This window comes from Chryseobacterium glaciei, from assembly GCF_001648155.1.
In the GTDB taxonomy this organism is placed as follows: domain Bacteria; phylum Bacteroidota; class Bacteroidia; order Flavobacteriales; family Weeksellaceae; genus Chryseobacterium; species Chryseobacterium glaciei.
Map to the genome: position 1 here is coordinate 1,278,709 of NZ_CP015199.1, position 19,968 is coordinate 1,298,676.

Annotated in this window: 14 protein-coding genes and 2 rRNA genes; 6 read left to right on the forward strand and 10 right to left on the reverse strand. The window is 35.1% G+C overall.

Annotation, left to right across the window (positions count from 1 at the left end):
* Nucleotides 1–17 precede the first annotated feature (17 nt).
* Both A0O34_RS05685 and hutH read right to left on the reverse strand, forming a co-directional pair.
* Nucleotides 18–464: a GNAT family N-acetyltransferase gene (locus A0O34_RS05685; protein ID WP_066752353.1), complete on the reverse strand. Its 447-nt coding sequence runs from the start codon at nt 462–464 to the stop codon at nt 18–20.
* Between the two features lie 245 nt (nt 465–709).
* Nucleotides 710–2,197 (reverse strand): histidine ammonia-lyase, encoded by a 1,488-nt coding sequence (hutH, locus tag A0O34_RS05690; protein WP_066752356.1) that lies wholly within the window; start codon nt 2,195–2,197, stop codon nt 710–712.
* A gap of 128 nt (nt 2,198–2,325) precedes the next feature.
* Here hutH and A0O34_RS05695 point away from each other — a divergent pair, with 128 nt between their 5' ends.
* From A0O34_RS05695 to uvrC, 3 genes are all read left to right on the forward strand, one after another.
* Nucleotides 2,326–3,090, forward strand: a complete 765-nt coding sequence (locus A0O34_RS05695; RefSeq protein ID WP_066752359.1) for a hypothetical protein — start codon at nt 2,326–2,328, stop codon at nt 3,088–3,090.
* Nucleotides 3,091–3,193: 103 nt separating this feature from the next.
* Complete coding sequence (locus A0O34_RS05700) at nt 3,194–4,057, forward strand: hypothetical protein (RefSeq protein WP_066752362.1); 864 nt, start codon at nt 3,194–3,196, stop codon at nt 4,055–4,057.
* A 59-nt stretch (nt 4,058–4,116) separates the two neighbouring features.
* The gene (gene uvrC / locus A0O34_RS05705) at nt 4,117–5,907 is read left to right on the forward strand and encodes an excinuclease ABC subunit UvrC (protein ID WP_066752365.1); all 1,791 of its coding nucleotides are present in this window, start codon (nt 4,117–4,119) and stop codon (nt 5,905–5,907) included.
* 58 nt (nt 5,908–5,965) lie between these two features.
* On the opposite strand, the gene A0O34_RS05710 is transcribed toward uvrC, so the two are convergent.
* Together A0O34_RS05710 and A0O34_RS05715 are read right to left on the reverse strand one after the other, a co-directional pair.
* Nucleotides 5,966–6,784: an anti-sigma factor gene (locus A0O34_RS05710; RefSeq protein WP_066752368.1), complete on the reverse strand. Its 819-nt coding sequence runs from the start codon at nt 6,782–6,784 to the stop codon at nt 5,966–5,968.
* A gap of 1 nt (nt 6,785) precedes the next feature.
* On the reverse strand, nt 6,786–7,295 hold the full coding sequence (locus A0O34_RS05715; RefSeq protein WP_185097276.1) for an RNA polymerase sigma factor: 510 nt from the start codon (nt 7,293–7,295) through the stop codon (nt 6,786–6,788).
* Nucleotides 7,296–7,554: 259 nt separating this feature from the next.
* Between A0O34_RS05715 and A0O34_RS05720 the strand changes: the two genes are divergently transcribed.
* Complete coding sequence (locus A0O34_RS05720; protein ID WP_066752374.1) at nt 7,555–8,121, forward strand: fasciclin domain-containing protein; 567 nt, start codon at nt 7,555–7,557, stop codon at nt 8,119–8,121.
* 67 nt (nt 8,122–8,188) lie between these two features.
* Here A0O34_RS05720 and A0O34_RS05725 read toward each other — a convergent pair whose 3' ends face one another.
* From A0O34_RS05725 to A0O34_RS05740, 4 genes are all read right to left on the reverse strand, one after another.
* On the reverse strand, nt 8,189–11,068 hold the full coding sequence (locus A0O34_RS05725) for a T9SS type A sorting domain-containing protein (protein WP_066752377.1): 2,880 nt from the start codon (nt 11,066–11,068) through the stop codon (nt 8,189–8,191).
* Between the two features lie 84 nt (nt 11,069–11,152).
* Complete coding sequence (locus tag A0O34_RS05730; RefSeq protein ID WP_066759528.1) at nt 11,153–11,884, reverse strand: hypothetical protein; 732 nt, start codon at nt 11,882–11,884, stop codon at nt 11,153–11,155.
* A gap of 10 nt (nt 11,885–11,894) precedes the next feature.
* A complete protein-coding gene (locus A0O34_RS05735) occupies nt 11,895–12,977 on the reverse strand; it encodes a putative type IX sorting system protein PorV2 (RefSeq protein ID WP_066752380.1) in 1,083 nt (360 codons plus the stop codon).
* 17 nt (nt 12,978–12,994) lie between these two features.
* Nucleotides 12,995–13,870, reverse strand: a complete 876-nt coding sequence (locus tag A0O34_RS05740) for a DMT family transporter (protein WP_066752383.1) — start codon at nt 13,868–13,870, stop codon at nt 12,995–12,997.
* A 412-nt stretch (nt 13,871–14,282) separates the two neighbouring features.
* Here A0O34_RS05740 and A0O34_RS05745 point away from each other — a divergent pair, with 412 nt between their 5' ends.
* Both A0O34_RS05745 and A0O34_RS05750 read left to right on the forward strand, forming a co-directional pair.
* Nucleotides 14,283–15,911, forward strand: a complete 1,629-nt coding sequence (locus tag A0O34_RS05745) for an acyl-CoA carboxylase subunit beta (protein WP_066752385.1) — start codon at nt 14,283–14,285, stop codon at nt 15,909–15,911.
* A gap of 187 nt (nt 15,912–16,098) precedes the next feature.
* A complete protein-coding gene (locus A0O34_RS05750) occupies nt 16,099–16,557 on the forward strand; it encodes a VanZ family protein (RefSeq protein WP_066752387.1) in 459 nt (152 codons plus the stop codon).
* A 304-nt stretch (nt 16,558–16,861) separates the two neighbouring features.
* On the opposite strand, the gene rrf is transcribed toward A0O34_RS05750, so the two are convergent.
* Nucleotides 16,862–16,969: ribosomal RNA gene (gene rrf, locus A0O34_RS05755) — 5S ribosomal RNA — on the reverse strand.
* Nucleotides 16,970–17,175: 206 nt separating this feature from the next.
* Nucleotides 17,176–19,940: ribosomal RNA gene (locus A0O34_RS05760) — 23S ribosomal RNA — on the reverse strand.
* Between the last annotated feature and the right edge of the window lie 28 nt (nt 19,941–19,968).

Consider the following 19,968-nt stretch of genomic DNA (forward strand, 5'->3'; position numbering starts at 1 on the left):
TAATATACAACTATGGTTTACAATATTTTTTCATAGCAAACGCTTTTATCAATTCCGATGTATTGTCCATAATTTGGGATTCTTTGGTAACCACTTTTTTCGTATACAGAAAGAGCTTCATTTTGTTCTAAAGAACTTTCCAGAACGGCTTTTTTATAGCCAATTTCTTTTGCCCAGCTTTCTAATTCTTTTACGATCGTTCCTGCCAAACCTCTTTTTCTAAAATTAGGGTGGGTGTACATTCTTTTGATCTCAACTGTATCATCTTCAAATTTTTTGAAAGCACCACAAGCTGCAGGATTATCATCTATATAAATAACGATACAATTATTTATCATATCAATTTTGTTGAATTGATCATAGAATGCATGATCTTCACCGTTACGAATAGCCAAGTCGGCATCAAGAAGTTTTACCAGATTTTGAAAGTCTACGTTTGAAGAATCTGTTTTTGTTATTGTCATCTTTTTGTTTTTACTTTTACAAAAATAATGTTTTTTTATACTCCCACAGATCTCGCAGATTTACACAGATGCTTATGTTTTAGTTTCGTGTAATTATTTGTAAAATATTAAACAGACTTCTTTCATGTTATCAATTATCAATAAAAATATGCATAAACATCTGTGTAAATCTGTGAGATCTGTGGTAGAAAATAAAAAAGGCCTCCATTTTCAGGAAGCCTTCATATTTTATTTAAGTTTGAAAATTAATTCACAACAAATTTTCTATCATTAATCAATTCAGCAATCGCCAACATATCTTTTCCGATCAATCTGTCTTCTTCAAGTTTAGCAACTTTAGAACGGATGATTGCAAAGTTTTCTTCAATAATTTTTGAACATTTTGCAGGTCTTCTGAATTCTAATCCTTGTGCAGCAAACATTAATTCAACAGATAAAATATTAACCAAATTCCCAAGAACCTGATTGAATTTTCTTCCCGAAATACTTCCCATCGAAACGTGATCTTCCTGACCTAAACTTGTCGGAATTGAATCTGCAGAAGCCGGGAAACATAATGTTTTATTTTCCGTAACCAAAGCCGCAGAAGTATATTGAGGAATCATGAAACCTGAATTTAAACCAGAGCTTTCCGTTAATAATCTTGGTAAACCGTATTTCCCTTCCAATAATAAATAACTTCTTCTATCAGAAATATTTCCTAATTCAGCCGCAGCCAATGTTGCATAATCTAAAGGCATCGCCATTAATTGTCCGTGGAAATTTCCTCCTGAGATAGATTCTTCCGCACTTAAAACAATCGGGTTATCTGTTACAGAATTCAATTCTGTGTTTGCCATCAATTTAAGATGTTCAAAAGCATTTCTACTCGCTCCATGAACCTGAGGAACACATCTCATTGAATAAGGATCCTGAACTCGCTCACATTCTTCATGAGCTTTCATATTTTCAGAACCTTTCAGAAATTTAACCATTCTTGCAGCTACTTTTTTGCTTCCTTCAAATGGTCTGATGTCATGAAGTTCCTTTTTGAACGGACTTTCAGAACCTCTGTATGCTTCCAGACTCATTGCAGCAGTAAGATCAGCAAGATCCAATAGATATTCGAATTTCTCTAAACCTTTGATCGCATGAGCCAAAATAAACTGAGTTCCGTTAATTAATCCCAAACCTTCTTTTGGACCTAAAGTCAACAGTTCAAGGTTATGTTTCTCTAAAATTTCAGCAGTTTCGAAAATCTGATCTCCTACCCAAACCTGTCCTAACCCCAAAAGTGGTAAAACTAAGTGTGATAAAGGTGCCAAATCTCCCGAAGCTCCAACAGAACCCTGCTCAGGAACTACAGGAATAATATCTTTCTCCAACATTGTGATCAATCGCTCAATCACCTCTAAAGAAACTCCCGAAAAACCTTTTGACAATGCATGAACTTTAGCAATGATCATGATTTTTGAAAACTCTTTATCAATCGGTTTTCCTACACCTACTGCATGAGAAATGATTAGGTTATATTGTAATTGTGCTGTTTCGTCAGCAGAAATTTTGGTATCGCAAAGAGGTCCGAAACCTGTATTGATTCCGTACACACATCTGTCGGACTCTACAATTTTCTGAACGTTTTTCTGTGATTTTAAAATTTGATCTTTTGAAGCTTTATTAAGTTTCGCTTTTTTTGGATTTTTACAGATTTCCAATACGTCATGGAAACTGAAAACATCTATCCCGTATATCATTGTCTTAATTTTGCTTAAAATTACACTTTTAACGACAACTGTAAAAGTAAAATTTAGGGCAGTATTTATTTTTCAAAACAAGTGATTTATTTCATTACTTTTACGTCCGAAAATAAAAACAATAAACTATGAAATTTAGAGCTTTACTGCTTGCATTCTGCTTTGTAAGTGTTGCAACTTTTGCCCAAGACAAGGTAAAATACTCAAAAGAAGAGATCAAAAAAATGGAAATGTATCTTTTTAATGAAGGATTCAACACTCCATCTCCTAAAAAAACATCTACCGTAATTTTAAAGGACGGAACGACTCACAAAGGATTCTGTAGTAAAATAGACACTAAAAAAGGACAGATTTTCGAAGTTGCTATCAAAGACAGTATCTCAAAAAAGAGCACGACTTTCAATGCTGATCAAATTGACGAAATGTATGTTTACCCAAGCAATGCTGAAAAGTATGCAAAAGTGGCCAAGTACATGGGAAATATCAGAAATTTTGGAACCAAGAGTTTAAATAAGAATACAACAAACGAGCGTATTCATTTTGTAAACCAAACTGTTTCTCTTAAAAATAAGAAAGACGATAAAGAATTCTTAATGCAGGTAATCAACCCTGGATTTGATGATATTATTTCTGTTTATTACGATCCTAGAGCAAAAGAAACAACCGGATTTTCTGTGATGGGTTCTCCTCAATTAGGAGGTGGTGTTATTAAATCTTATTATGTTAAAAAAGGTAATAAAGTAATGTGGCTTCACAAAGATGATTTTGAAGACAACTACGATTTCCTTTTTGGCGATAATGCAGAATTCATGAAAAAATATCCTAAAAAATCTGTTGAATGGGATTATTTCAGCTTCTTGGTGAGCGAGTATACTCAGATGACAAACGGATAAAATATTCAATTATACAATGTATAAAGCTGTAGAAATTTTCTGCAGCTTTTTTCGTTTTTTAATGAAAAATTAGAAAGTGTATTTTTGCATTAAAATTATCATCATGAAACTTTACATCAACACAATACTGATTTTCAGTCTATTATTCTGGGGAGCTTTGGGACGGGTTTTCAAGGGTTGTTCAAAAGCGGATGATGTAGCTCATGCTGGCAATTATGTGAAAACCCTTGATCATATTCCCTATCAGACCAATTATAAAACGATGGGGAGATATCTGACTTCTGAGGCTGTCATCAAAGATCCAATTTTATTTAAAAGAAATCTGGAAGCCACCGAAATTGTTGATATCAAAGTTATTAATGATTTGAAAATGAAAGATCCGTCTATAAAAAAACAGGTTGACAATATTGATGAAAAATTTCTTCCTTCCGAAAGAATAGCTGAGTATCAAAAAATTTTTGAAAAACATGCTAAAAGCATTAATTTTCATGATTATAAAAAACTGTTTAAAGTGGTTAAACTGGCTTCAAAAATGAAGAAATTCTACATTTTGGACGGTAATGTAAAAGATGACAATAAAGAAGTGCCCGAAAATTATACTTATTCTAAAAATGGTTTTAATGTTCATATCCCGAAAGGTTTTAATGAAATAACTTCACTTCAAAATCCTATCATTGATAAAATTTGGATGAGTGACAGTGCTATGATCACCGTTTACTCTTTTGAAAAAAATGATAAAAAATCATTAGAAGAATGGAAAAATTTCAAAGCCGAAAATCGTAAAATATTACAGCTATTTGAAAGTGAAGAAAGACTTATCAACCATTCAGTCTTTTGTGAGGGTGAAAAAGTTTATGGTTCGTTAAAAATTTTAAAACAAGGAAATAAAATTTTATTCGTGGAAGTAAGCTTTGACGACCATTTATCTTATATCGACGGCCGAAAAGATTTGTTATCTAAAATTTAAAATAGGTTAAAAAAATATTAGTATCAACAGATAAAAGCAAAATTCCGTAATTTTGTTATATGAATCCTTCTTTAGAATTACAACTCAAAACTTTACCTTCCGAACCCGGTGTTTATCGTTATTATGATAAAAATGAGCATTTATTGTATGTCGGAAAGGCTAAAAATTTAAAGAAAAGGGTTCTCTCCTATTTCAACAAAAATCTTCCGGGTTACAGAACAAGAATAATGGTTGGCAAGATCCAGCGATTGGAAACTACCATTGTAAACAGCGAATACGACGCTCTTTTATTGGAAAACAATCTGATAAAAGAACATCAGCCGTTTTATAATGTCATGTTGAAGGATGATAAAACCTATCCTTGGATCTGTATTAAAAATGAAAATTTTCCCAGAATATTTTTAACAAGAACAAAGATTAAAGATGGTTCAGAATATTACGGGCCCTATGCGAAAGTACGTCCTGCAAAGATTTTACTGGAAACTATTAAGCATATTTACAAACTCAGAACTTGTAATTTAAATTTAGCTCCAACCAAAATATCAGAAGGAAAGTATAAAGTTTGTCTTGAATATCATATCAAAAATTGCGAAGGACCTTGTGAAGATCTGGAAAGCAAGGAAGATTATGATGAAAAAATAGACGCCATCCGCGGAATTGTAAAAGGTGATTTCCGAAAAGCAAAGGAATATCTGGTTAATCAGATGATGAAACATGCTGAAAATCTGCAATTTGAACAAGCTCAGATCATTAAAGAAAGATTGGATATTTTGGAAGATTATCAGTCCAGAAACACGGTTGTTAACCCAAATATCGACGATGTAGATGTGTTTGGAATGACGAGTGATGAAACTGCTGCTTACGTAAATTTCTTTAAGATCAGAAACGGAAATATTATTCAGAGTTTCACGACAGAAATTAAAAAAATTCTGGAAGAATCGGACGAAGATATTCTGGAAGAAGCCATGATTGAAATTCGTCAGAAATTCGATTCAGACTCAAAAGAAGTCCTGCTTCCTTTCCATTTATCTGTTGAAATTCCGAATGTGAAATTGATCGTTCCTAAAATGGGCGATAAAAAACGAATCGTTGAACTTTCGGAGAAAAATGCGAAAGAATATCGTTTAGAAAAATTAAAACAGGTTCAAATCATAGATCCGGAAAGACATGCCAATCGAATCATGGCAGAAATGCAAAAACTGCTGAGAATGCCTGTTGAACCAAGACATATTGAAGGTTTTGACAACTCGAATATTCAGGGAACCAATCCGGTTTCCGCCTGTGTTGTTTTTAAAGATGGAAAGCCAAGCAAAGCAGACTACAGAATTTTCCATCCAAAAACCGTGGAAGGAGCCAATGACTTTGCAACGATGGAAGAAGTGATTTACCGCCGTTACAAAAGATTGTTGGATGAAGGTGATGCCTTGCCACAATTAATTTTGATCGATGGTGGAAAAGGACAACTTTCTTCTGCAGTAAAAAGTTTAAGATTATTAGGACTTTACGGAAAAATTACCATTGTCGGAATCGCCAAAAGATTAGAGGAAATTTTCTTCCCCGAAGATCCGATTCCTTTATATCTTGATAAAAAATCTGAAACCCTTAAAATTCTTCAAAGAGTTCGAGATGAAGCCCACCGTTTTGGGGTAAAACATCACAGAACCAGAAGAACAAATTCTACCATAAAATCTGAACTTGAAGAAATTCCCGGAGTCGGAGAAAAAACAATTGAGTTGCTTTTATCTAAATTAAAGTCTGTAAAACGTATAAAAGAGTCCAATTTAGAAACTTTGGAAGAGATTCTTGGGAAAAGTAAGGCGAAAGTAATTTGGGAATTTTTCAATTCATAAAAAACAAAAAAAGCTCTTGAATCAAGAGCTTTTTATATATTATCATTTAAGACTAATATTAAACTTCACCCATCACATACATATTTTCCATGGTTGGCGTTGCGCTTCCGCCCTTTTTTTCAAGAGTTATGGCAAAAGCCTGAGCATTTTTTATGTTTGCGAGAGCTATTTTACTGTCTTTATCTTCTGTGTACATTCCCGCACTTACAGGTTTACCGTCCGCAATTGCCCAAAGCTGATATTGCATTCCTTCCGGAGCTGTCGGCAAACTGTCGGCATTTAAATAGACTTCTTTAGATTTTTTATCCCAGAAAACCATTGCTTTGGAGTCAGAATGTTTTTCCACTCCCTTCAAAACAACCATCTGCATATCTGCACCAGACAACATTTGCCATTTTTGCTGCATTTTTTGATATGCTAAATCTTTAGATTGCTTTTCAGTTTCAAGTTTTGCAATAACTTCTTTATTTTTAGACTGCGTATTCATCCAGAATAAATTTCCGGCAACACTTACTAAAAACAACACCGATGCTGCAACAGCGTAGGATTTCCAGTTGTTATTTTTCTGAGTATTAATCTCTCTAATTTCTCCCTGAACTTTCAGATCTTGTTTTACTTCTGAAATTACAGGTCTCACTTCTTCAACAATCTGTTCCTGTTGAATTTTATTCCAAATCTTAGATTTTAAATCATTTGGAGGAGTCACAGCCTGAGCCGTTGCCAAATCTTCCAAAGTTTTTTGAGCTTCTTCAAAAGCTGCTTTAACTTCAGCATTGTTCTTCATCACACATTCCAAAATGCCTGCTTCCTCTTGAGAAGCAAAACCTAGAATATAAGATTCTAAAATTCCGGATGATATGTATTCCTTAGTGTTCAATTTATTGATAATCTTTTAACAAATCCTTTAATTTTATCAATGCATTCCGCATTTTTGTTTTAACAGTACCCAGCGGTATCTTCAGTTTTTCGGATATTTCATTTTGTGTATATCCCTGATAATACGCCAGATCTATAAGCTCCTGCTTATCAGTCTCCAAACCTCCAAGAACATCTTTAAACCCGATAAAGTCGGATGCTTTATTAGTTGTTGAAAGTTCTGCACTGTTATATACGAAATCAGGGAGTGGTTGGTTTTTAAGCTCGTTTTGGAAACCTTTTGATTTTAAATAATCTATCGCCGTATTTCTGGCAATATTGATCATCCAGGTGTAAAATCGTCCTTTGGTAGCGTCATATTGTAGAATGGAGTTCCAGATTTTCACGAAAACATCCTGAATGACTTCTTCTGTATATTCTTTTGATTGCACAATTCGGAATATCACACCATAAAGCGCGCCAGAGTAATGGTCATATAAATAATGAAAACCAGCTTCGTTTTTCTCTTTCAATAAAACGATAAGTTCCTCTTCCGAATAGTTTGTTTTAATAACGAATATTTTTCAATCCAAATGTAATGAAATAAACTGTATAGTAAAGAAAAACCAAAAAATAATTTATATCGTAAATGATTTTGAAATGAATTCAACCTTTTATTAACTCAGTGAAAAATAATTTAAATAAAAAAATAATTTTTAAATCTAAAACAGAATCCACCTCGTAAATGGTAGGTAAGAAATCAAATACTATTTAATTTAAAAAATCAAAAAAATGAATACAAGATCAAAAATCGCAGTTTTAGGAATGGTAGCTTTATCATTTGCTTTCAGTGGAAATCTAACTGCACAAATGAAAGAAAAAACAGTAATGGTAGGTGGTGCAGCAATGTATCCTTCAAAAAACATCATTGAAAATGCTGTAAATTCTAAAGATCATAAAACCCTTGTAGCAGCAGTAAAAGCAGCAGGTTTAGTTGAAACTTTACAGGGAAAAGGACCTTTCACAGTATTAGCACCTACGGATGCTGCATTTGCTAAACTTCCAAAAGGAACAGTAGAAACTTTAGTAAAGCCTGAAAATAAAGAAATGCTTACTAAAATTTTAACATACCACGTTCTTGCAGGAAAATATAGTGCTAAAGAAATCTGGGCTGCAGTAAAAGCCGGAAACGGAAAAAGTATGATGAAAACTGTTGAAGGTGAAGATGTTACTTTCTGGACAAAAGGAAAAGATCTATATGTAACTGATGCTAAAGGAAATAGTGCAAAAATCACAATATCTGATGTAAATCAGTCTAATGGTGTAATTCATGTAATTGACACTGTTCTAATGCCTTAATAATTTTTGTTTTTATGGTTAGCTGTTATTAAAAGCCCTTACCTGAATTTCAGGTAAGGGCTTTTTTTTATTTTTTGATAATCTTAGTAAAGAAATCACCTTTATTTGTTTTGATTTTTAAGAAATATAGTCCCGAAGACAAATCTGCAATATTAATTTTATTATTATTGAATACGATATCCTTTACAAGCTTACCTGAAGTATCGAAGATTTTAATTGTTTCAATCTTGTCATCACCTTTAGTTTTGATAGAAAAAACGTCAGTAATCGGGTTTGGGTACACCTGAATATTTGCAATTGAATTTGTGTTTTTAACATCAGTTTCTGTTGTCGCTAAGAAAACAGGCATTGTGTCTGTCACTTCATACAATTCGTTTCCATGATCTTTTGTGAAAACTGTAAGATACAGTTTGTCATTATCTGATGCCAGTTTAAGAATATTTTCATTAGTTAATAATTGATTATCATCATTTGTAATAAAAATATCTAAAGGCATTGTATTAGAAGCAATTCCATTACTTCTCCAAACTTTTTGAGACTCTCCATTTAAGAAATACAGATAATTCCCATTGCATACCATATCTTTAATGGAAGTAAAATTTGATGTTAAATTCTGCGCTCCTGTAGTTGTGCCATCCGTTCTCCACAGTTGAGTTGCATTATTATTTGTGAAGAATAATTGATTTCCGCATTTTTTCAATTTAATATCACCGAAGAAATTACCTTGTAAAACTTCCGTTGTGCCTGCTACAGTTCCATCTGTGGAATAAACACCTCCGGGATATCCAGTTACGATATAAAATAATTTATTGTTTAATACCTCTATATCTCTGTTAATATTACCTGATCCGAATGGTGTACTGTGCGATTTCAGTAAAACTGCCGATGCCTGATCTCCATTAGATACAAAAAGCTCCGTATTTCCAAAATTTGAACTATTTTCTTTTCTGCTCGTAAAGAGTAATTGGTTGTTTAAGCTTCCGACTACTTTAATATCACCATCTGTTCCGTCCTGAAATGTAAATTGAATTGCTTTTGAAGTATTGGCAGGTGTTCCGTCAGATTTCCAGATTCCCAACTTCCCGTTTTCTTTGGCTACAAAATAGGCATTTCCGTTAAAAGCAACTGCTTTAGGATCTGTATTATACATGCTTCCCATATTATCAGTCGAAATATCTTTTACTAAAACAGGGATATTTGAATTATTATCTATTTTCCAAAGTTCTGTTCCCGTGATATTATTGTATCCTGCAAATAATAGAGAATTATCATTGAGGTTTACATGCATCGCAACATCATTTGTCGTTGTATCCGGTGTAGGAATCATCACAGAATTTGCTGCAGTTCCATCTGTTCTGTAGAATACACTTCTAAAATTCGGACTGCTATTTTTGGTGTAAAGATAATTTCCTACTTTAATAAAAGGATCGTCAAAATTCGTAAACATTCCTATAGAAGAAGATCCGCTGGTAAAGTTTGTGAGACGGCTGATTTGTTGGGTAGCCTTATCTCTCTTGTAAATTTGATTATTGAACTCTCTGTCTGATGCAATAAAAATTAAATTATCATTTAATAAATCATAAGAATGTGGAGAAGCACTTTCATATCTACTTATATCTGATGCTAATGTAGCTTGCTGTGAAATGGGATCTAGAGAAAGTAGTTCCATACCATATTTTGCAATACTTCCGCCAAGATAAATTTTAGAATTTAAATCTACAAAATTACTATCAGAAGACATTCCGAGTCCGGTAATTTCAAATGTCAGGGCAGAATTACCGTTTGTTATCCAAAAGCGGTTCCATTCGTTTGGCTTTGTAAGAACTAAATGCTGATTGTCTGAACTTGTACCATACAATACATTATTGGTAGGAGTATTAAACAGGACTGTTCCCGCTACTGTACCATCAGTTTCCCAGATATAGTTACCATAGGCTGGACTTATTCCATTCGAATTGCTTTCGAAATATATTTTATTGTTAAGCTTAAAAAATTTACTAATTCCCATGGAACTTGTATTTCCTGGAAGAATATCCTTCAAGATTGTAGTTCCGACTGAAGTTCCGTCTGATATCCAAGGTTCAAACCCTCCTGCTGCTGGATCAAATCCGGAGAATACAAAGTAATTACCTGCTGAAGCTCCATTTAATTCACCCATTCCTTGAATCGGCTTTATTGAAACCGTTCCTACTGTAGTTCCATCACTTTCATAAAGTTGATAACCTGTAGAAGTATTTGCTATGAAATAAAATTTACCATTATTTAAAGTTAAAATTTTAAAATCATTAGAAATACTGCTTCCGCTGTTTAAAGCTATATCTTTTAATAAAATAGTTCCGGCAACAGTTCCATCAGATTTCCATATTTCTTTTCCAGAAATCCCGTCATTTGCAGCTAAGAATAATTGATTATTGAATGAATATAATTTTACATTCCCAGAATACTCAAATGTTTTTAATTGCAACAAATTATTTGAAACCGTATCAAAAGACCATAATTCTTTATTTTGATAGAAGAAAATTTTGTTCCCAACAACAACAAGTTGTTCAATAGAATAGTTAGAATTTATATCTGTAGCTTTTACTGTTCCCGCAGGCGTACCGTTGGTTTCCCAAATTTGATACCCTGATGAATTTTGCTGAGCCAAGAAATAGACTTTATTATTTAATTTTACAAATAGTGAATTTGGTGGTATGCCGCTATTATGACCCGCATAAATATCTTTTAGCAGGACAGATTTTTTTGTAACCGAATTATAGCACCATGGTTCTAAACCTTCATCAGCATTTCTAACTGCCGCAAAAATAATAAGATCATTAAGCTTTATTAAATTATATGGTGAACTTGAAGCTCCAAAATTGATCTCATTTAGTTTAACATTTAAATTACTTTGTGCATTTGAATAAACTGATATGGCAATCAGTAAAGATGTACAGATTTTTTTCATGATTAGTTTTATTAAATTCAAATTCTCCTACATTATTTTAATGAGGAGAATTTAATTATTTTAATATATAGATTTCTTTTATATTTATTTTCCGGCAAAAACCTCTTTAGAATATTCTCCATTTGCCTGAAGCATTTCTATGACAATATTTCCATTTTCAAAATAACCAATTGTAGAATCTCCATTTTCTAATTTAACTCTGAAAACATCTCTTTTTGTAGTTGCTTTAAAAGTCGCAAATGGTAGAGAACTATTTGGTTTAACTAAAATAAACTGGTTATTATCTATTTGTACTTTTTGTAGATCTAACTTTCCGTTACTGTATTTACTTGCTGTACTTTCTGTAACTAATGTTGCAGTAACAGAAACATTAGTAGGTGTAGCTACTTCATTTTGAACAATTGCAACCGGATTAGCAATCGGAACTACAATTAATGCCTGCTTTAAAGCATCTTGGAAACCTTCCTCAAATTCTTTGATTGTTGAATTTCCTTTCGACTCAAGTATAGTTTTACCATTACAGTCTTTAAACTGTAAGATCACTCTATTTCTTAACATCGTCTTATCATTAATAACATCTGCATTAATAATACTACAAGAGTTCCCCATCGCTTCCGACGGCCACTTCAATTTATCACCTTGAAGAATTACATATTTTTTTCCTTTTAAAGTATTTGCTAAAAAAGTTTCTAAGTCAAAACTGTTTTTAAAAGTCTGAAATTTTTCAGGGATAGAAACGTATTTATAATCAGAAACTTTTTGTCCGAAAGCAATTACTGAACAAATTGTAAGTATAAGTATTGATAGTTTTTTCATTTTTAAAATTTTAATCATTTCTGAAAGTTCCCATATCTAATTTAAGTGAGAAGAAATTTGAATAGAAATTAGAACCTCCAATTCCGGAATTCGTAATAGCATAATCTAAAGTAAGACCTCTATATTTTATACCGATACCTGCACTTGGCTGGAAAGACACCTTTCTTTTAAGATCTTCGATATCTGTAATATTTTGGAATCTGTTTACCCCTAATCTTACAAAGATCATTTTTTGATAGCCTAATTCGGCTCCGGCGTAAGGCGTGATACTTGCAAAATCTGTTGAAACAAGAGCTGCAGTTTTAGCAAAATCTACATTAATACCAGCTTCAGGTAAAACGTAAATACTACTATTAATATTAAATACCTTACTTGCACCTACATTTAATTTAGGCATTGTGAGTTCCATTTTGTCAGTTGGCGCAGGGTTAAATTCTTCACCATTTACAATCGTTGATAGTTCTTTTTGGTTAATACTCCAAAAGTTGACCGTTGTCGTTGCATCTCGAAGCATCCCTCCAAATTTCCATCCGTTGTCTGCCTTATAGATTGCACCTACATCAAAACCAAAACCATAACCACTAGCGAATTTACCTACATTTCTGTAAACAATTTTAGCATTTACTCCGACATCCAATTTCGTATTTCCTGCAGGATTAAATGCATAAGAAATGATTGCAGCGTAATCAGATTGTGAAAATTTAGTGATTTTATCATAGTCGATATTTCCTTCAGGATCAATCAACTGAGTTGTATTCAAAATATTATCAATACCCAATCTCACAACAGAAACTCCGAAAACTCCTGTTTCCAGAACTTTTGCGTAAGCTAAATAATCATATTTTGCAATTGATTCGAAATATTCGGCGTGCATTGCTGCTCCTTGCCAATCTCTTTCTATCGACATCAAACCTGCCGGGTTCCACATAGGAGAATATACATCGTCCTGATTGGAAATCACAGCTCCTCCCATAGCAAGGCCTCTGGCTCCTGCTCCGATATTCAAGAATTCATTAGAATATTTCCTTATAATTTGAGCCTGAGAAGTCCCAAATAATACGAAAGAAGCAAGTAAAAAATATTTTTTCATCATATAAGTTTGATGCTTAGTTAAAGTTTTTTTGTTTTTCTGGCTTTTATTAATCCATTTGCAATGATTGCCAGTATCATAACACCAGATGCAATATAAAATATTGGGCTCATATGTTCCGATTCTCCAAAGATAAAAAAAGCTAGTATAATTCCGTAGACTGGTTCTAAATTAACTGTTAAAATTAGTGTAAAAGGCGAAATATACTTCATCAGGTTCACCGATTCAAGCATCGGGAAAGCCGTAAAAACACTTGCCAATAAGCATATTAACGCAATATCGCTATAACTTATTTCATTCATGTGAAAAATTTGACCACTAAATAAATAAAATATCAATAAAACGAACCATCCAGAGAAGATTTCATAAAAAATAATGTTTCCGGAGCTTGTTTTCCCAAACATTTTTCCATTAAAAACAGAAAATATAGTCCCAAAAATAGCACAAAAGACTCCGTAAATAATTCCTTCTTTATATTGAAACTCTGTTTTAAAAATTAATAAAATACAGGAGACAATCACCACTCCCATAATTACTTCCGAAGCATCTATTTTTCTTTTAAAAATAATGGGTTCTAAAATGGATGCAAATAATGTTGATAATGATAAACAGCTTAATGCTATCGAAACGTTTGAAACTTTGATTGAATAAAAAAAACAATACCAGTGCAAAGCCATCGCAACTCCTATTGCAGCCAGCTGAAAGAATATTTTCTTAGAAACTTTTATACTCTCTTTTTTATAGATTCTGATAAAAGCATATAAAAAGATCGCAGCAAAAAGCATTCTGTAAAATACAAGAATCTGTGCATTAGCCTGAATCAGTTTTCCTAGAATTGCAGTGAATCCCCATAAAAAAACAATTAAGTGTAATCTGAAAAGCGCTAATTTATGCATATCCTATCTTCTTTTAATTTTAACATGCAAATTTACAAATAGCTTTTACAAATCTTACAAAAAATATCTTTTTACTTCAATTAAATTTAAGAAATTGTGTTAAATATTAATATCAAAATCAATTTTCTTTAAAATGATATTCATACAAACAAAAAACCCTGAAAGTCTGTTAAACTTTCAGGGCCTTCAAATAATAAACTATTAAAAAAATAAACTAGGAACTTAGAGTATTTCATAGAGAATATTATCCCTATAACTCTTATGTAAAGTTAGAAAAAATATCAAACATTTAAAATCTTTTTTTGTTAAATATTTCACAAAAATCTGAAAACCAACCTATTAAACACCTGTTTTATTTAAATTCAGAATTCTTATAAAAAGAGTATCTTTAGACGGAAAAATTTGAAATTTTATGGACATTGAATTCAACAAAAGAGAAGATCAAAACAGATTAAAACTATCCGAAATAAATAGACTACTTGCTGAAATAAAAAAAGGAGGAGGCGAAAAACGACTTCAAAAACTTCGTGATGAAGGAAAAATGACGGCAAGAGAAAGGGTGGAATATCTTCTTGATAAAGATTCAGATTCCATAGAAATTGGCGCATTTGCAGGCTATGAAATGTATGAAGAGCATGGTGGTTGCCCGGCTGGCGGCGTTGTTGTAGTGATGGGATATGTTTCCGGAAGACAGTGCTTGGTTGTTGCTAATGATGCTTCTGTAAAGGCTGGAGCTTGGTTCCCAATTACCGGAAAGAAAAATTTGAGAGCTCAGGAAATCGCCATGGAAAATAAACTTCCGATTATTTATTTGGTAGATTCTGCAGGAGTTTACCTTCCAATGCAGGACGAAATTTTCCCTGATAAAGAGCATTTCGGACGTATTTTCAGAAACAATGCCAAAATGAGCTCTATGGGAATCATTCAGATTTCAGCAGTAATGGGAAGCTGTGTTGCTGGTGGTGCATATTTGCCAATCATGAGTGATGAAGCAATGATTGTTGACAAAACAGGCTCTATTTTCTTAGCCGGAAGTTATTTGGTAAAAGCCGCAATTGGTGAAACTATTGATAATGAAACGCTTGGAGGAGCAACTACACACTGTTCAATTTCCGGAGTTACAGATTATAAAGCTAAAGACGATAAAGATGCTTTAAATAGAATTAAAACGATCATGAAATCTATCGGAAGTACTGAAAAAGCTGGCTTTGATAGAATTGAAAGTTTCCCTCCAAAGGAAAGTCCAGACAATATTTTCGGAATTGTACCTGTTTCAAGAGCAGATCAATATGATACTTTGGAAATTATCAAATGTATGGTTGATAATTCTGAGTACGAAGAATATAAGCCTGACTATGGTAAAACTATCATCTGTGCAACGGCAAGAGTTGATGGTTGGTCCGTAGGAATTGTGGCTAACCAGAGAAAATTAGTAAAAAGCGGTAAAGGAGAAATGCAGTTTGGTGGAGTTATTTACTCCGATTCGGCTGATAAAGCGACCAGATTTATTGCAAACTGTAATCAAAGAAAAATTCCTTTGGTATTCCTACAAGATGTTACTGGGTTTATGGTAGGATCAAAATCTGAGCACGGAGGAATCATCAAAGACGGAGCAAAAATGGTAAATGCTGTTGCTAATTCTGTAGTTCCAAAATTCACCATTATTACAGGAAACTCTTACGGTGCAGGTAATTATGCAATGTGTGGTAAAGCTTATGATCCAAGATTAATTGTTGCCTGGCCTTGGGCAGATTTAGCTGTAATGGGTGGTTCTCAAGCTGCTAAAGTTTTGGCGCAAATTCAAGAATCTACATTAAAAAAACAAGGTAAAGAGATCACCGAAGAAGAACATAATGAAATCCTAGATACGATTTCTAAAAGATACAAAAAACAAACAGAGTCTACCTACGCTGCGGCAAGACTTTGGACAGATGCTATCATCAATCCTACAGATACCAGAAAATGGATCTCTATGGGGATTGAAGCTGCAAATAATGCTCCTATTACAGAGAAATTTAATTTGGGAGTTATTCAAGTTTGATAATTTGATTCAACTTAAAATATACAGCCTTACTTTTTAAAGTGAGGCTTTTTTATTGAGTTAAAAAATATTAAAGAAGCATAAAGTTTCAAAATCTTATCCATTAAGGCAGAATTTTTGTTATTAAATTAAGCTTAAAAGCTAATAGCATACAACCTTTTTTATTACTAATCCCAAAAGGAAACCTATGAAAAGATTTTTTGCAGTACTTATTACTATTTATACTATTTTGCTTTTATACATGATGTTTATCGGATGTGATAGAGAAACGTCGTCTACAAGTTACTTTCAGCTCATTCCATTTAAAACCATTCACCATTTTTTCTGTGATGATCATATTTACAGACAGACATTTTTAATTAATATAATTGGAAATATCTTTGTTTTCAGTCCGTTTGGATTTTTAGGATTAAGTATAATAAAGCTTAATAAAATTATTCCTATTACTTTATTCTTTATCATTTCAATAACTCTAATTGAACTAACTCAATCTCTTACAGGCCGAGGTGTAGCTGATATTGACGATGTATTATTAAACACTCTAGGAATGTTAATTGGTTACTCTGTATTCAAATTTGCAGCTTGGAAGAATATAGCTAATATCAAAACTTACTTTGATCTGGAATATAAATTGCAAACGGCTTAAATTATATTACTTTAATTATTTTTTCTTACTTCTATAAATAGTAAAGATTTCATAAAGTTTCATATAAATTATTAGATATTTTTTAAATATATTGATATAAAATACGGATACTATTGCTGATGTAATCAATAGGGTTTTCACCCGCTTTGATCATTGCATTTATGTAAATTGGCTTTAGCCAGAACAAATATGCATCTAGCTTCTAGGAAAAATACCTATTCCCTATTGCTCATGTGTTGAGTTGTTCTTAAGGTATGGATCAAAAAAAAGTCTCATACATTGCTGTATGAGACTTTTAAATAAAAACTGGCGGCGACCTACTCTCCCGCTTTCGCAGTACCATCGGCGCTGGTGGGCTTAACTTCTGTGTTCGGAATGGGAACAGGTGAGCCCCACCGCTAAAACCACCCTAAAGGCGTTATATTAAGGTTCGAGGGTTTAGGAGTTAGGGAGTAGCTTGACGCTAAATCCTGATACCTGGTTCCTGATACCTATTTTTAATCGATAAAAACAGTCACAAAGACAAAACCTTTCTTGCACTTGCAAGAGTCTTGAGATAGGTTTATAATGTAATATTAATGATTACTCATTTGATGATTATATTTATTCCTGTAAATAGGCAATAAATCTACGGGTAATTAGTACTACTCGGCTATGCTGTTACCAACTTTACACCTGTAGCCTATCAACGTCGTCATCTCCAACGACCCTTAAAAGATGTCTCATCTTGAGGCGAGTTTCGCACTTATATGCTTTCAGTGCTTATCTCTTCCAAACGTAGCTACTCAGCGGTGCTCCTGGCGGAACAACTGATACACCAGAGGTTTGTTCAATTCGGTCCTCTCGTACTAGAATCAAGCCCTCTCAAACATCTAACGCCCGCAATAGATAGAGACCGAACTGTCTCACGACGTTCTGAACCCAGCTCGCGTGCCACTTTAATGGGCGAACAGCCCAACCCTTGGGACCTTCTCCAGCCCCAGGATGTGACGAGCCGACATCGAGGTGCCGAACCTCCCCGTCGATATGAGCTCTTGGGGGAGACTAGCCTGTTATCCCCGGAGTACCTTTTATCCTATGAGCGATGGCCCTTCCATACGGAACCACCGGATCACTATGTCCTGCTTTCGCACCTGATCGACTTGTAGGTCTCACAGTCAAGCACCCTTATGCCATTACACTCTACGCACGGTTACCAAGCGTGCTGAGGGTACCTTTGAAAGCCTCCGTTACTCTTTTGGAGGCGACCACCCCAGTCAAACTACCCACCACGCAATGTCCTTCTAAAAGAAGTTAGGCTCCAAGTAAGTAAAGGGTGGTATTTCAACGTTGACTCCACAAACACTAGCGTGCCTGCTTCAAAGTCTCCCACCTATCCTACACATTACTTACTCAAAGTCAATACGAAGTTATAGTAAAGGTTCACAGGGTCTTTTCGTCCCATTGCGGGTACTCGGCATCTTCACCGAGACTACAATTTCACAGAGCTCATGGTTGAGACAGTGCCCAGATCGTTACACCATTCGTGCAGGTCGGAACTTACCCGACAAGGAATTTCGCTACCTTAGGACCGTTATAGTTACGGCCGCCGTTTACTGGGGCTTCAGTCAAACGCTTCGCATTACTGCTAACGCCCTTCCTTAACCTTCCAGCACCGGGCAGGTGTCAGACCCTATACAGCATCTTTCGATTTAGCAGAGTCCTGTGTTTTTGATAAACAGTCGCCTGGGCCTTTTTACTGCGGCCAGCATTGCTGCTGGCGTCTCTTCTCCCGAAGTTACGAGACTATTTTGCCTAGTTCCTTAACCATGATTCACTCTAGCACCTTAGGATTCTCTCCTCGACTACCTGTGTCGGTTTTGGTACGGGTTGCTTCACTTCGGCTTTTCTTGGAAGCACTTTCCTTACAACAACTTCGCCCGAAGGCTAGGTCTTGACTATTCCGTCAGTCTCCAGTAAGTACGGCACTCCGTCCCCTTTTTAGTGTGAGCAAGTATGGGAATATTAACCCATTGTCCATCCACTACCCCTTTCGGGTTCGCGTTAGGTCCCGACTAACCCTCAGCTGATTAGCATGGCTGAGGAAACCTTAGTCTTTCGGTGAGCGGGTTTCTCGCCCGCTTTATCGTTACTTATGCCTACATTTTCTTTTCTGTCCGCTCCACAATGGCTCACGCCACTGCTTCTGTGCAAACAGAATGCTCCCCTACCAGATATAACCCAATGGTTATAAATCCATAGCTTCGGTACTCTATTTATGCCCGATTATTATCCATGCCGGACCGCTCGACTAGTGAGCTGTTACGCACTCTTTAAATGAATGGCTGCTTCCAAGCCAACATCCTAGCTGTCAATGCAGTCCAACCGCGTTGCTTCAACTTAATAGAGATTTGGGGACCTTAGCTGTTGGTCTGGGTTCTTTCCCTCTCGGACACGGACCTTAGCACCCGCGCCCTCACTGCCGTGGAACATTTATTAGCATTCGGAGTTTGTCAGGAATTGGTAGGATTTGACTCCCCCGCATCCAATCAGTAGCTCTACCTCTAATAAACTTATACACGACGCTGCACCTAAATGCATTTCGGGGAGTACGAGCTATCTCCCAGTTTGATTGGCCTTTCACCCCTACCCACAGGTCATCCGAAGACTTTTCAACGTCAACCGGTTCGGTCCTCCACTTTGTGTTACCAAAGCTTCAACCTGCCCATGGGTAGATCACAAGGTTTCGCGTCTAATACTACTAACTAAGCGCCCTATTCAGACTCGCTTTCGCTCCGGCTCCGGACCTGAAGTCCTTAACCTCGCTAGTAACATTAACTCGTAGGCTCATTATGCAAAAGGCACGCCGTCACCCAACATGTGGGCTCCGACCGCTTGTAGGCGTACGGTTTCAGGTTCTATTTCACCCTTCTATTCGAAGTGCTTTTCACCTTTCCTTCACAGTACTTGTTCACTATCGGTCTTTCAGGAGTATTTAGCCTTGGAGGATGGTCCCCCCATATTCAGACAGGATTTCACGTGTCCCGCCCTACTCATTTATCATCCAAATATACCTTTCAAATACGGGGCTATCACCCTCTATGGCTGTTCTTTCCAGAACATTCTTTTAAATATATAAAGACTTTTGGGCTAATCCGCGTTCGCTCGCCACTACTTACGGAATCTCTTCGATTTCTTTTCCTCCGGGTACTTAGATGTTTCAGTTCTCCGGGTTTGCTCTCCAATAAATTGGAGTGACATGTCTTCAACATGCCGGGTTGCCCCATTCGGACATCTGCGGATCAATTCGTGTGTGCCGATCCCCGCAGCTTTTCGCAGCTTACCGCGTCCTTCTTCGCCTCTGAAAGCCTAGGCATCCGCCATACGCCCTTAACGATTTCTTTCCTATTTTATTAATTACTCAAGCACTCG